This is a genomic window from Sulfitobacter sp. 1A12157, from assembly GCF_043557345.1.
GTDB lineage: Bacteria > Pseudomonadota > Alphaproteobacteria > Rhodobacterales > Rhodobacteraceae > Sulfitobacter.
This window is the reverse complement of sequence record NZ_JBIFFV010000001.1, coordinates 1-12,660: the sequence shown is the minus strand read 5'-3', so window position 1 is coordinate 12,660 and position 12,660 is coordinate 1. Positions and strand designations below refer to the sequence as shown.

Genomic DNA, 12,660 nt, shown 5'->3' with positions numbered 1-12,660 from the left:
ACAAATTCGCCCGTTAACAGAATCGCAGCCCCTGCTGTGCAATCTGGCTTTGGGTGAACAAAAAGGTGGGTTCGATGACCTATGATGCAGTGGGGCCAGCGCCCCTGGACTATTTGCCATGTCGCTATGGCACGTCAAAACTGATGTTTCGCGGCCCGCGCCGCAGGCTGGAGGCGCCCTATATCGCCTTTCTCGGCGGGACAGAGACCTATGGCAAATTCATTGAAGAGCCGTTTCCCGCGCGGGTCGAGGCCGAGATTGGCAAAACCTGTGTGAACTTCGGCTTCCCGAATGCGGGGATTGACGCTTTTGCCCATGACCCGTTCGTCGCGCAGGCTGCCTCGCAGGCGGATGTGACAGTCGTTCAGATCATGGGCGCGCAGAATATGACCAACCGTTTCTATTCCGTGCACCGGCGTCGAAACGACCGCTTCGTCGGGGCCTCAGCGCTGTTGCAGACGATCTACCGCGAGGTCGATTTCTCGCAATTCCACTTCAACCGGCACATGCTGACCCATCTCATGCAGGTCTCGCCCGAACGGTTTGAGGCGGTGCGTGCGGAGCTTCAGCAGGCGTGGATGGCACGCATGCGTTTGATGTTGGGGCAAATACAGGGGCGCACGCTTTTGCTTTGGCTGGCCGACCGCCCGCCGGTCGCAGCGGCAGCGCAGCCGGTGGGGGAGTTGGGCCATGATCCGCTGTTCGTAACGCGCGAAATGTTGGACGCGGTGGCCCAGCACGCCACGGCCAAGATCGAGGTCGTCACGCCAAAAGACCCCTCTGCCGGGCCGACGGCTGGAATGGTCGTCAGTGAGTTCGAGGCGCAGGCCGCGTCGGAAATGCTGGGCCCGATGGCCCATGCCACTGCCGCCGCCGCTCTGACCGATGCGCTGCAAAGCATGTCCTGACGCTCCCGGTAGGGGCATGCACGAAAAAGGCCCGCCGAGAACGGCGGGCCTTTGGTGTTTCATGTGAGTGCTTTACAGCTTTTCGATCAGTTCCGGCACCGCGTCGAAGAGGTCTGCCACGAGACCGTAGTCGGCAACTTGGAAGATCGGCGATTCTTCGTCTTTGTTGATCGCGACGATGATCTTGGAGTCCTTCATCCCGGCAAGGTGCTGAATCGCACCCGAGATGCCGACGGCGATATAGAGGTCGGGGGCGACCACTTTGCCGGTCTGGCCCACCTGCCAGTCGTTCGGCGCATAGCCCGAATCGACCGCCGCACGGGAGGCGCCAACGGCGGCGCCCAGCTTGTCGGCCAGTTTCTCGATCAGGGCGAAGTCCTCTTCGGAGCCGACACCGCGACCACCGGACACCACCACGCCCGCGCTTGTCAGCTCGGGGCGGTCCGATTCGGCGACCTTGTCTTCGACCCATGTGGACAGGCCGGGGTTCTCGGCTGCCGAAATGGTCTCGACCGAGGCGGAGCCGCCTTCACCGGCGGCATCGAAGGTCGATGTGCGGAAGGTGATGACTTTCTTGGCGTCGTTCGACTTCACGGTCTGCACCGCGTTGCCCGCGTAGATCGGACGCTCGAAAGTGTCGGCATCGACCACGCCGGAGGCATCCGAGATCACCATGACATCAAGCAGCGCCGCGACGCGGGGCATGATGTTCTTGGCGTCCGTGGTGGCGGGCGCGACAATGTGGTCGTAGTCACCGGCAAGGCTGACGATCAGCGCCGCGGTGGCTTCGGCCAGACGGTGGCCCAGCATCTCGTCCTCGGCAACCAGCACCTTGGAGACGCCATCGATCTTGGCCGCCGCTTCGCCTGCCGCCGCAGCCGAGCTGCCCGCCGCCAGAATGGTCACGTCGCCCAGTTGCTTGGCCGCGGTCACCGCCTTGGCGGTTGCGTCCATCGACAGTTCGCCGTCGGAAATCTCTGCAATCAGAAGAACAGCCATTACACAGCCCCCGCTTCTTTGAGTTTCGCCACAAGCTCGTCGACCGAGCCGACCTTGATGCCGGCGGCGCGTTCCGCGGGCTCTTCGGTCTTCACGATTTCCAGCCGGTTGGAGACGTCGACACCGTAGTCCTCGGCGGTCTTCTCATCCAGCGGCTTTTTCTTGGCTTTCATGATGTTGGGCAACGAGGCGTAGCGCGGCTCGTTGAGGCGCAGGTCCACGGTGACGACTGTCGGCATGGTGACCTCGATGGTCTGCAGGCCGCCGTCGACTTCGCGGGTGACTTTCGCCTTGTCGCCTTCGATAGCGATCTCGGAAGCAAAGGTCGCTTGCGACCAGCCCATCAGCGCCGAGAGCATCTGCCCGGTGGCGTTCATGTCGTTGTCGATCGCCTGCTTGCCGCAGAGCACGAGGCTCGGCTGCTCTTCGTCGACCACGGCTTTGAGGATCTTGGCCACGGCCAGCGGTTCGATGTCCTTGTGCACATCGTCCGAGGCCACCACGAGGATCGCGCGGTCGGCACCCATGGCGAGGGCGGTGCGCAGCGTTTCCTGCGCTTGCTTCACACCGATGGAGACGGCGACGACCTCTTCAGCCTGACCGGCTTCCTTCAGGCGAATCGCCTGTTCGACGGCGATTTCGTCGAAGGGGTTCATCGACATTTTCACATTGGCAAGATCAACACCCGATCCGTCCGCTTTGACACGAACTTTCACGTTATAGTCGATCACGCGTTTGACAGGCACCAGTACCTTCATGAGCGGTCTCTCTCCTCAGTTTGCGACGCGGGCTGGTGGCCCGGTCTCCCTAATTCTCCACACGGGTGTAACGAAGCGGATCGGATCAAAACAGGCCAAAATCGGCAGGTTGGCAGTTTTGAACGCGGCGTTTTCCCGGTTTTTCGTCTGTTAGCGCTATTTTACGCCCGGTTTGCCCCCGGCACCCAAAGCACGTCTTCCTTGCCCGCGTTATTAGCCATCCGCGCGGCGACGAAGAACCAATCGCTGAGCCGGTTCAGATAGGTCACGCAGGCAGGGTTCACTGCCGTTTGCTCGGCCAGCAGCACCGCCAGCCGCTCGGCGCGGCGCGCCACGGTGCGGCAGACGTGCAGGTGCGCCGCCAAGGCACGGCCCCCCGGCAGGATGAAGCTGCGCAACGGCTCCAACTCGGAGTTCATCACGTCAATCTCACGCTCCAGCCGGTCGACCTGTGCTTGGGTGACTCGCAGGGGCGGGTATTCCGCATCCTTATCGGCTTCCATATCGGGGCGGCAAAGGTCGGCGCCCATATCGAAGAGGTCGTTCTGAATGCGCGCCAGCGCCTCGTCCGTCGCACCCGTGGCCTCCAACCGCGCCACGCCGACGAAGCAGTTGAGCTCATCCGCCGTGCCATAGGCCTCGACCCGGGCGTCGTGTTTCGCCACGCGATCGCCATTGCCAAGCGCGGTGGTGCCCTTGTCGCCGGTGCGGGTGTAAATCTTGTTCAGTACTACCATCAGATCGTGCCCCCTCGGAAATAGACATAGGCAAGGATCAGCAGCACGGCGATGAACTGCGCGATGATCCGCCAGCGCATCAGCCTGTTGGCGTTGCGTTTGTTGAATTTGCCGCCGGTAGCAAATCCGCCCAGCCCCATCAGGAGCACAACGGCGACCACCACGACAGAGATCAGGACGATCACGAAAAACGGATCATTTGGCATGGGCTGTCCTTTCGTTGGCCTGAGATGTAGCGGCAGCGGGCAGCCGCGCAACCAAAATCAACGGCTGGTGACCCAGTCCAACGCGCGCGTCGGCAGGATACGCCGTAAAATACCGCCGATATGCGTTGGGGTTGTGACGAAATAGCGCGGGCGGGGCAGGGGGGATTCGACGGCGTGCGCCAGTTTCTCGACCACCGCCTCGGGCGGGAGTTCGAAGCGGTCTTTCTTGCCGCTGTCGTCATAAAGTCGGGGGCGCATGGTGCTTTCATACTCCGCCGCGCGGGGGCTGTTTTGCCAGTCGATCCAGCGCTCGAAACGCGGGATGGCCTTGGCCCGCAGTTTCGAGGTGACGGGGCCGGGCTCGATCAGGATCACCGCGACCCCGGTGCCGCGCATTTCAAGCCGTAGGGTATCGGTCAGCCCCTCAAGGGCGAATTTCGTGGAATTATACGCGCCGCGCCACGGCATCGCCACCATGCCAAGCACCGAAGAGCATTGCACGACCCGCCCATGCCCCTGCCTGCGCATCACCGGGATCACCGCGCGGGTCAGGCTGTGCCAACCAAAGAAATTCGCCTCGAATATCTCACGCAGGGCATCGGTGGGCAGGTCTTCGACCAATCCGGGCGTTGCGTGGGCACCGTTGTTGAACAGCGCGTCGAGCGTGCCGCCGGTTTGGTTCAGCACATGGGCGAGCGCCGCTTCGACGCTGGCCTCGTCGGTGTAATCAAGGCGCGGCGCGTCGAAGCCTTCGGCCTGCAACCGGTCGCAATCCGCTTGTTGGCGGCAGGCGGCAAAGACGCGCCATCCACGGGCGCGCATACCGTGCGCGGCGGCATAGCCGATGCCGCTGGAACAGCCGGTGATGAGGATGGAGCGGGTCGCAGACATGCAAAGGGCCCTTCGTTTGAAGGGCCCTTCATCGCGCGATGCTATAGGATTGGCAAGTTAGCCGTTGTTGAGGAGGAAGTCGGCCATCCAGCCGGATTCGCTGCCGTCGACGCTGCGGAAACGCACCCAGCCTGCGCCGTTGTCTTCGATCACTTCGACGGCATCGCCTTTGCCGAGCTTGCCGACCACGCCGAAGTTAGTGCCCGGACCGCCGCGAACGTTGACACGGGTGCCGTTTACCTTGCGGATGTCGGCCTGCGTCGTGCTGACATAGGTTGCGTCGCTTTCAGCACCGTCAATCAGGCTTGGGATCACGACGGGCGCGCTGGCGGTTGTCGTCGTGTAGGCGGCTTTCTCAACCTGAGGGGCAGGGGCGCTGACAGCCTTGGCCTTGACCACCTTCGCCCCGGCGCGGTCCGCAGGGGTTGCCACGGCCTTTTGCACCATCCCGTCATTGACCTGCGGCAGGTCGCTGAGCGTTGTGAGGTTCAGTGCCACGCGGGTGGCTGTGGTATCACGGGCGGGTGTGCGTTCGGCGAAGGGGGTGATCGGGCTCTCCGCCTTGCGGGCCGCGTTTGCCGCGGTGGCAGTGACAAGGTTTGAAGAGGGGTTCGCATTGGCGATCAGAGCCGATTCTGCGGCTTCGGCGCTGGCCATTTGCGGTCCTGCAGGCACGAAATCCGCGCCGCCGCTCATCTCGTAGAATGCCCAGCCCATGAAACCAAATGTCAAAAAGATGAACCGTTTCATTTTCGCCGTTCCTCGTCCCGTGTCAAACCATGTTGCTGTGAGAGACCAACGCGAAACTTCGCGAATGGTTCATTTCCGATTGGCAAGAATTCGCATAGCCGAAAAGTATTGCTTTTTTCTCACTTGAAACCGTGACAGCGGCGATTTTGCCGAGTCGTTTGCGGGTAATCTGTCGCTTGCCCGCTCTGGCGTGCTTGGCTAAAAGACCCGTCATGTCAGACACAAGCACACCCCCAGAACTCGACCCGAATGACCTGTCCGAGCCGCTGCGCCGCGCCTTGGGGGATCGTTACCTGACCTATGCGCTGAGCACGATCATGCACCGGGCGCTGCCCGATGCGCGTGACGGGCTGAAACCGGTGCACCGCCGCATTCTCTATGCCATGCGCGAACTGCGCCTGTCCTCGACGGGCGGTTTCCGTAAGTCGGCCAAGATCTCGGGCGACGTGATGGGTAACTACCACCCGCATGGCGATGCCGCGATCTACGACGCGATGGCGCGTCTGGCGCAGGATTTCAACGTGCGCTACCCGCTGGTCGACGGGCAGGGCAACTTCGGCAATATCGACGGCGACAACCCCGCCGCCTCGCGCTACACCGAGGCGCGGATGACCGCCGTGGCCGAGGCCATGCTGGAAGGGTTGAACGAGAACGCCGTCGACTTCCGCGAGAACTACGACGGCACGCTGACCGAGCCTGTCGTGCTGCCGGCGCAGTTCCCGAACCTTCTGGCCAATGGCTCCTCTGGCATCGCCGTGGGCATGGCCACCAACATTCCGCCGCATAACATCGCCGAGCTTTGCGACGCCTGTATCCACCTGATCAAGAAGCCTGACGCCCGCGATGACACGCTGTTGAACTACGTGCCCGGCCCGGATTTCCCCACCGGCGGCGTCATCGTCGAACCGCCCGAGAACATCGCCAACGCCTATCGCACCGGTCGCGGCTCCTTCCGGCTGCGCTGCCGCTGGGAGGTCGAGGATCTGGGTCGTGGCGCGTGGCAGATCGTCGTCACCGAGATTCCCTATCAGGTCCAGAAGTCCAAGCTGATCGAGAAGATCGCCGAGCTGATCCAGACCAAAAAGATCCCGATTCTCGCCGACATCCGCGACGAATCTGCCGAAGACATTCGCATGATCATTGAACCGCGGTCCAAAAACGTCGATCCGAACGTGCTCATGGGCATGCTGTTCCGTAACTCGGATCTCGAGGTGCGATTCTCGCTCAATATGAACGTGCTGATCGACGGGCAGACGCCCAAGGTCTGCTCGCTCAAGGAAGTGCTGCGCGCCTTCCTCGACCACCGGCGCGAGGTGCTGCAACGCCGCTCGCGGCACCGGATGGACAAGATCGACCACCGGCTCGAAGTGCTGCAGGGGCTGATCACGGCGTTTCTGAATCTCGACCGGGTGATCGAGATCATCCGCTACGACGAGGACCCCAAGGCCGCGCTGATGTACGAGGACTGGAGCCGCGCGCATCAGGACACCCTCAGCCGCGCCATGGACGAGGCGGCTTACGTCTCGCCGCTGGCCGGGGTCGATGTCTCGAAGCTTGCGGTGATCGCCGATGCCGAGGCGCAGGCCATCGGCGTGCTGGCCGAGAGCGGCGAGACCCGCGCCGTGCCGCACAGCTTTGCCGGCCGCGAGAACGGGCTCTCGGACGTGCAGGCCGAGGCGATTCTCAACATGCGCCTGCGGTCCTTGCGGCGTCTGGAAGAAGACGCGCTGGTCGCCGAGCGCGACGCGCTGATGACCGAACGTGCGGGGCTCGAAGACCTGCTCGAGAGCGAGGACCTGCAATGGTCCACCATCGCCGACCAGCTGCGTGCGACGAAAAAGCAGTTCGGCAAGGATTGGGTGATCGATGGCGTCAAACGCGGCCAGCGCCTGACCGAGTTCGACACCGCCGGAGAGGTCGAGGAGGTGCCGATCGAGGCGATGATCGACCGCGAGCCGATCACCGTGGTCTGCTCCCAGATGGGCTGGATTCGCGCCATGACCGGCCATATCGACCTCGGGCGCGAGTTGAAGTTCAAGGACGGCGACGGGCCGCGCTTCATCTTCCATGCCGAGACGACGGATCGGCTTTTGGTTTTCGGCTCGAACGGGCGGTTCTACACCCTCTCCGCCGCCAACCTGCCGGGCGGGCGCGGCATGGGCGAGCCCCTGCGCCTGATGGTCGACCTGCCCAACGAGGTGCAGATCGTCTCGCTCTTTATCCACCAGCCGGGGCGCAAGCTGCTGGTGGCCTCCACGGCAGGCGATGGTTTTGTCGTGCCCGAGGATGACGTTGTGGCCCAGACCCGCAGCGGCAAACAGGTGCTGAACGTGCGCGGTGAGGGGGTCACTGCGCTGGTCTGTCACCCCGTGTCGGGCGACAGTGTCGCCACTGTGGGCGAGAACCGCAAGGTGCTGGTCTTCGGCCTCGACGAGTTGCCCGAGATGGGCCGGGGCAAGGGCGTGCGCCTGCAGAAATTCAAGGACGGCGGGTTGTCGGACGCCATCACCTTCACGCGCGAGGCGGGTCTCAGCTGGCAGGATCCGGCGGGCCGCACCCGGACCGAGGCCGATCTGGCCGAATGGACCGGCAAGCGCGCAAGCTCGGGCCGCATGGCCCCCCGCGGCTTCCCGCGCGACAACAAGTTCACGTGAAACACCCGCGCCCCTCGGGGCGCGGTCAGTCCAGCGGCTCGGCGGTCATCCAGACGCCGCCTTCGGGGCGCAGGGTCAGGATCATCACCGGCTTGGGGTCGCGCCCCGGCACCGGGGTGAACCTGAACCGCCCCAGCAGCGTGGCGAGGATGATCACCGCCTCCTGCAAGGCGAAACTCGCCCCGATGCAGATGCGCGGCCCGTCTCCGAAGGGCAGATAGGCGTAGCGGTCGATCGCCTTGCGGTCGGCGAAACGCTCGGGCCGGAAGGCATCGGGATCGTCCCAGAGCAATTCGTTGCGGCCAAGCGCGTAGATCGGGATCATCACCGTGTCGCCGGGGCGTATTTCGCGGTCGCAGAGCCTGTCGCGTTTCTGCGCCGTGCGCGAAATGATCCCGGCGGCGGGGTAGAGGCGCAGCGCCTCGTCGATGATCATCCGCACCAGCGGCAGCTTGTCCACGTCCTCACCGGTGCAGGCGCGGCCCTGCAGCACCTCGCGCACCTCGGCGCGGGCACGGGTCTGCATCTCGGGATCGAAACCCATCAGATACATCGACCACGCCAGCGTCAGCGCCGTGGTTTCATGGCCGGCGACGATGAAGGTCAGCAGGTTGTCGCGCAACTCGCCGGTGTTCATCTGGCGCTTGGTCTTGGGGTCTTCGCCCTCCAAAAGCAGGTCCAAGAGATCGGGCGTGCCGTCATGGCCGCGCGCCACCCGCGCCTCGATCGCCTGATCGGCCATCGCCTTCATCTGCTTGAGCGCTTGGCCGGACATCATCCGCCCCGGGCGCGGCAGCCAGTCGGGCAGGCCGAGAATGTCGAACAGGCTGATCTTGCCGGCCTCGGCAATATAATCGTCGATGGCGCCATGCACCTTGTCACGGTCGAAGGTGGCGTCGCCCGAGAAAGTCACGTCGCCGATCACCTCGAAGGTCGTCGTCACCATCTCGTCGAGCATGTTGACCGCGCGTGGCCCGGCGGCGGCGATGCGCTCGGCTGAGCGGGTGGCGGCGGCGCTCATCACCGGGGCGAGGTTGCGCACATTGCGTTGCGAAAATACGGGCGCGGCGGTGCGGCGCTGCCAGCGCCAATGCGCGCCTTCGGCGATAAAGAGCGACTCGCCGATCGCGGGGCGCAGCAGGTTCTTGGTGACGTCGGACTTTGGGTAATCCTCCACCCGGTCCAAGAGGATCTGCCGGATCGCGCCGGGGTCCATCACCATATGCCAGCGCTTGCCGGTCTTGCCCGAGACCATGGGCTGGGTCATGGCGATCTTGGGAATGATGCTGAGCACATTGCGCCGCGCCATCTGAAGACTGCCGAGCATGCCGACAGGCTCGGTAACGAGTGGCACGCGAACGGGCAGGGGGCGGGCTTGGGTCATGTTGCTCTCCTCACTCACTGTCCAAGATAGACCGGCCGGGGGGCTGCGCAACTGCGGCAAATGATTGCGCCCCTTGGGCCCATCGGCTACCCCTTTTCGAAACCTTAACACCCCTGAGGGATCGCCCATGCTGAGAGTTCTTGCCCTGTTGACCTTCGTCGCGACGCTGGCCGCCTGCAACGGGGCATCCGACCTCGACAAGGCGCCGACCCCGCTGGGGGATTTCAACCTGCACCACAATATCGTGGTGGCGCCCAAAGCGCAGAAGGGGCCGCTGAGCCGCGAGGTCAGCAAGGAAGAACTGGCCGAGGCCGTGCGCGCCGCCACCGCCGAACGCTTTGACCGCTACGAGGGCGAGCGCCTCTACCACTTTGGAATCAGCGTCGAGGGCTATGTGCTGGCGCAGCCGGGCATCCCGCTGGTCTTTGCACCGAAATCAATCTTGATCCTCAACCTCACGGTTTGGGACGACGCCAAGAACAAGAAGCTGAACCCCGAGCCGCATCAGGTCACCGTCTTCGAATCCTTCGATCAGGGGCCGGTGGTGGGCTCGGGCTATACCAAATCCGCCGAAGAGCAGCTCAAGAACCTCAGCCAGAACGCCGCCAAGGCGATCGAGACCTATCTGGTCAAGCAAAACCGGGAAGAGGGTTGGTTCAACGGCGGCACGGCCCTGTCCCCCGCCGGGGAGCCGGAGGATAAATAGCCCTCAGCCGGGGCGACCCCAACCGATGCCACAAGCCCACGTCGGGCTTTAAGTGGCGCCAAGACGCAAGTCCCGCTTGATTTTACCGCCCGAACCCAATACATCGCCCGCCAGATAGGGTTCGGGTCCCCGTTGGGGCCCCTCAATTAAAAGGGCGCCACCATGGCAAAGGCAAAGTTTGAACGCACCAAACCGCACGTCAACATCGGCACGATCGGCCACGTTGACCACGGTAAAACCACGCTGACCGCGGCGATCACCAAATACTTTGGTGACTTCCAAGCGTATGACCAGATCGACGGCGCGCCCGAAGAGAAGGCCCGCGGCATCACCATCTCGACCGCGCACGTCGAGTATGAGACCGAGAACCGTCACTACGCCCACGTCGACTGCCCCGGCCACGCTGACTATGTGAAAAACATGATCACCGGTGCGGCGCAGATGGACGGCGCGATCCTGGTTGTGAACGCGGCCGACGGCCCGATGCCCCAGACCCGCGAGCACATCCTGCTCGGCCGTCAGGTTGGCATCCCCGCCATGGTCGTCTTCATGAACAAAGTTGACCAGGTTGACGACGAAGAGCTGCTCGAGCTCGTCGAGATGGAAATCCGCGAACTGCTGTCCTCCTACGACTACCCCGGCGACGACATCCCCGTCGTGCCCGGCTCCGCTCTGGCGGCGATGGAAGGCCGTGACGAGAACATCGGCGAGAACGCGATCCGCAAGCTGATGGAAGAAGTTGACGCCTACATCCCGACACCTGAGCGTGCCGTGGACCAGCCCTTCCTGATGCCCGTCGAAGACGTCTTCTCGATCTCCGGTCGTGGTACCGTTGTGACCGGGCGTGTCGAGCGTGGCGTGATCAACGTGGGCGACGAGATCGAAATCGTCGGCATCCGCGACACCAAGAAAACCACCTGCACCGGCGTGGAAATGTTCCGCAAGCTGCTGGACCGCGGTGAAGCAGGCGACAACATCGGCGCCCTGCTGCGCGGCGTTGAGCGTGACGGGGTTGAGCGTGGTCAGGTTCTCTGCAAGCCCGGCTCCGTGACCCCGCACACCAAGTTCGAAGCCGAAGCCTATATCCTCACCAAAGAGGAAGGTGGCCGTCACACGCCGTTCTTCGCGAACTACCGTCCGCAGTTCTACTTCCGTACAACTGACGTGACCGGCACCGTTCAGCTGGCAGAAGGGACCGAGATGGTCATGCCGGGCGACAACGTGTCCTTCGGCGTTGAGCTGATCGCACCGATCGCCATGGAAAACGGCCTGCGTTTCGCGATCCGCGAAGGTGGCCGGACTGTCGGCGCGGGCGTCGTTTCCAAAATCACTGAGTGATCTTTGGATCGGGCTTTCAAGGCTGACGTCTGAAGGAATCGAAAGGCCGCAGCGTTTGCTGCGGCCTTTTGCGTTGCTGGGGTCTGTGATCCCCCGGAGACAAAAAAAGCCGGCTCCCGTAAGAGCCGGCTTTCGTCATTCTAGTCCCACCAGAATCAAGCCGCGTCAGCGTTCACGCCACCCTTGGTTGCGATCTCGGTCATGCGGCGGTCGCCGTCATAGGTGTGATCAAGCTGCTCCTGCAGTTGCGCACCATCTTCATTCTCGCCCAGACGATTGGCGAAGGCGACAACACAGCCGTAACCCGCCAACGCATAATGCACCATCCGCTGGTACTGCGTGATGATCATCGCATCGCGGGCATCGCTGTCGCCAAAGTCTTCTTCCAGCACATGTTTATGCGCCTCTTTTACAAGGCCTTCCATCCCGTGGCAGTGCTCGCCATCCGGATCGAGGTCATGTTTGGCGCAGATGGACTTCAGCACATCCATGCCCTTGGCGATTCCATTGCTGCCGTCGATCAGCGCTTCGCTCAGCTCCTTGTCTTCCGCCGCGCGGCCCAGAGCATTGGTCGCTTCGAGCGATTGCTTGCAGGCAGAGTAGAGGTCTTGCAGCTGGTCGGTGTAGACGTCTTTGAGATTGTTCATAGTCATCGGTCGTCCTCCAATTTCGGGCTTGGTTCGACGGGAAAACGTAAGCTGGACGGTCAATGTTCCCCAAAGAAGAGAATATCGGCGGAAAGGTCAGATCTGCTCTTGATCCGCAGCCCGTTTGCGACTACCCAAGCCACCGGCATAGGGGTTTAGCTCAGTTGGTAGAGCATCGGTCTCCAAAACCGAGGGTCGTGGGTTCGAGTCCCTCAGCCCCTGCCACATTTCCTTGAATTGATTGACGCAGTTGCATCGCTGAACGGTGCATTTCGCCCTTGCGGAATGCTGTGTGAGGGAGGCGCGGGGCAGTCTGCTGTGCATATGCCCATTCCCTACGCTCATTCCTTTGAGGGTTCCCTCAGGTCAGGGGCCGCCCTACCGAAAGCCCCCCCCCACGAGTCGCGCGAGATTAGGGCGATTTATCAAACATCCCGTCTCTTGGCGGCTAAGCGCGGAGCTGATTCACCCAGCTATCGAGGCTTGGACTCTGCTTTATGCCCCCCCGTCGGGGCGTGGCTCGCGAGTGGTGCGCGATGAAAAAGCAAGCCATTTCAGCAACTTGCCGACAGGTTCCCCGAAATATCGTCTTTTCTCAAATTTCTGCTTGCGGCTTTGCTTCACTCGCCTTAGAACCCCCTTCACCGGCGGCGCTGAGGCGCACGGCGGGGCGCCAGACGGG

The 12,660-nt window shown here is 62.9% G+C and carries 12 protein-coding genes and 1 tRNA gene; 5 read left to right on the top strand and 8 right to left on the bottom strand.

Annotated elements, in window-relative coordinates; genetic code table 11:
• Window positions 1–74: 74 nt before the first annotated feature.
• On the top strand, window positions 75–908 hold the full coding sequence (locus ACGYLC_RS00065; protein WP_394402488.1) for a DUF6473 family protein: 834 nt from the start codon (window positions 75–77) through the stop codon (window positions 906–908).
• A gap of 72 nt (window positions 909–980) precedes the next feature.
• On the opposite strand, the gene ACGYLC_RS00060 is transcribed toward ACGYLC_RS00065, so the two are convergent.
• From ACGYLC_RS00060 to ACGYLC_RS00035, 6 genes are all read right to left on the bottom strand, one after another.
• Window positions 981–1,907: an electron transfer flavoprotein subunit alpha/FixB family protein gene (locus ACGYLC_RS00060; protein ID WP_394420919.1), complete on the bottom strand. Its 927-nt coding sequence runs from the start codon at window positions 1,905–1,907 to the stop codon at window positions 981–983.
• The gene (locus ACGYLC_RS00055; RefSeq protein ID WP_394402484.1) at window positions 1,907–2,665 is read right to left on the bottom strand and encodes an electron transfer flavoprotein subunit beta/FixA family protein; all 759 of its coding nucleotides are present in this window, start codon (window positions 2,663–2,665) and stop codon (window positions 1,907–1,909) included. The genes ACGYLC_RS00060 and ACGYLC_RS00055 overlap by 1 nt, the downstream gene beginning before the upstream one ends.
• Window positions 2,666–2,826: 161 nt before the next feature.
• Window positions 2,827–3,402, bottom strand: a complete 576-nt coding sequence (locus ACGYLC_RS00050; protein WP_394420917.1) for a cob(I)yrinic acid a,c-diamide adenosyltransferase — start codon at window positions 3,400–3,402, stop codon at window positions 2,827–2,829.
• Window positions 3,402–3,608 (bottom strand): twin transmembrane helix small protein, encoded by a 207-nt coding sequence (locus ACGYLC_RS00045; RefSeq protein WP_394420916.1) that lies wholly within the window; start codon window positions 3,606–3,608, stop codon window positions 3,402–3,404. Before ACGYLC_RS00045 ends, ACGYLC_RS00050 begins: the two co-directional genes overlap by 1 nt.
• 57 nt (window positions 3,609–3,665) lie before the next feature.
• Window positions 3,666–4,499 carry an SDR family NAD(P)-dependent oxidoreductase gene (locus ACGYLC_RS00040; protein WP_394420915.1) on the bottom strand — a complete coding sequence of 278 codons (834 nt, stop codon included), beginning with the start codon at window positions 4,497–4,499 and terminating at the stop codon, window positions 3,666–3,668.
• A 57-nt stretch (window positions 4,500–4,556) separates the two neighbouring features.
• Entirely contained in the window at window positions 4,557–5,249 is a 693-nt protein-coding gene (locus tag ACGYLC_RS00035; RefSeq protein ID WP_394420913.1) for an SH3 domain-containing protein, read from the bottom strand.
• Window positions 5,250–5,461: 212 nt separating this feature from the next.
• Here ACGYLC_RS00035 and ACGYLC_RS00030 point away from each other — a divergent pair, with 212 nt between their 5' ends.
• The gene (locus ACGYLC_RS00030) at window positions 5,462–7,903 is read left to right on the top strand and encodes a DNA topoisomerase IV subunit A (RefSeq protein WP_394420911.1); all 2,442 of its coding nucleotides are present in this window, start codon (window positions 5,462–5,464) and stop codon (window positions 7,901–7,903) included.
• A gap of 25 nt (window positions 7,904–7,928) precedes the next feature.
• On the opposite strand, the gene ACGYLC_RS00025 is transcribed toward ACGYLC_RS00030, so the two are convergent.
• On the bottom strand, window positions 7,929–9,287 hold the full coding sequence (locus tag ACGYLC_RS00025; RefSeq protein ID WP_394420909.1) for a cytochrome P450: 1,359 nt from the start codon (window positions 9,285–9,287) through the stop codon (window positions 7,929–7,931).
• 127 nt (window positions 9,288–9,414) lie between these two features.
• On the opposite strand from ACGYLC_RS00025, the gene ACGYLC_RS00020 reads away from it, so the two are divergent.
• Complete coding sequence (locus tag ACGYLC_RS00020) at window positions 9,415–9,993, top strand: hypothetical protein (protein WP_394420907.1); 579 nt, start codon at window positions 9,415–9,417, stop codon at window positions 9,991–9,993.
• 162 nt (window positions 9,994–10,155) lie between these two features.
• Window positions 10,156–11,331 (top strand): elongation factor Tu, encoded by a 1,176-nt coding sequence (tuf, locus tag ACGYLC_RS00015; protein WP_394420905.1) that lies wholly within the window; start codon window positions 10,156–10,158, stop codon window positions 11,329–11,331.
• Window positions 11,332–11,486: 155 nt separating this feature from the next.
• Here the strand turns inward: tuf and ACGYLC_RS00010 are convergent, their stop codons facing one another.
• Window positions 11,487–11,984 (bottom strand): DUF892 family protein, encoded by a 498-nt coding sequence (locus ACGYLC_RS00010; protein WP_394420903.1) that lies wholly within the window; start codon window positions 11,982–11,984, stop codon window positions 11,487–11,489.
• Between the two features lie 143 nt (window positions 11,985–12,127).
• Between ACGYLC_RS00010 and ACGYLC_RS00005 the strand changes: the two genes are divergently transcribed.
• A tRNA-Trp gene (locus ACGYLC_RS00005) sits at window positions 12,128–12,203 on the top strand.
• The last annotated feature ends 457 nt before the right edge of the window (window positions 12,204–12,660 follow it).

Bases quoted from the DNA above. Each gene is read 5' to 3' on its own strand.
- ACGYLC_RS00050 (WP_394420917.1), bottom strand. From the start codon at position 3,402: ATGGTAGTACTGAACAAGATTTACACCCGCACCGGCGACAAGGGCACC.
- ACGYLC_RS00020 (WP_394420907.1), top strand. From the start codon at position 9,415: ATGCTGAGAGTTCTTGCCCTGTTGACCTTCGTCGCGACGCTGGCCGCC.
- ACGYLC_RS00040 (WP_394420915.1), bottom strand. From the start codon at position 4,499: ATGTCTGCGACCCGCTCCATCCTCATCACCGGCTGTTCCAGCGGCATC.
- ACGYLC_RS00055 (WP_394402484.1), bottom strand. From the start codon at position 2,665: ATGAAGGTACTGGTGCCTGTCAAACGCGTGATCGACTATAACGTGAAA.
- ACGYLC_RS00010 (WP_394420903.1), bottom strand. From the start codon at position 11,984: ATGACTATGAACAATCTCAAAGACGTCTACACCGACCAGCTGCAAGAC.
- ACGYLC_RS00065 (WP_394402488.1), top strand. From the start codon at position 75: ATGACCTATGATGCAGTGGGGCCAGCGCCCCTGGACTATTTGCCATGT.
- ACGYLC_RS00035 (WP_394420913.1), bottom strand. From the start codon at position 5,249: ATGAAACGGTTCATCTTTTTGACATTTGGTTTCATGGGCTGGGCATTC.
- ACGYLC_RS00060 (WP_394420919.1), bottom strand. From the start codon at position 1,907: ATGGCTGTTCTTCTGATTGCAGAGATTTCCGACGGCGAACTGTCGATG.
- ACGYLC_RS00025 (WP_394420909.1), bottom strand. From the start codon at position 9,287: ATGACCCAAGCCCGCCCCCTGCCCGTTCGCGTGCCACTCGTTACCGAG.
- tuf (WP_394420905.1), top strand. From the start codon at position 10,156: ATGGCAAAGGCAAAGTTTGAACGCACCAAACCGCACGTCAACATCGGC.
- ACGYLC_RS00045 (WP_394420916.1), bottom strand. From the start codon at position 3,608: ATGCCAAATGATCCGTTTTTCGTGATCGTCCTGATCTCTGTCGTGGTG.
- ACGYLC_RS00030 (WP_394420911.1), top strand. From the start codon at position 5,462: ATGTCAGACACAAGCACACCCCCAGAACTCGACCCGAATGACCTGTCC.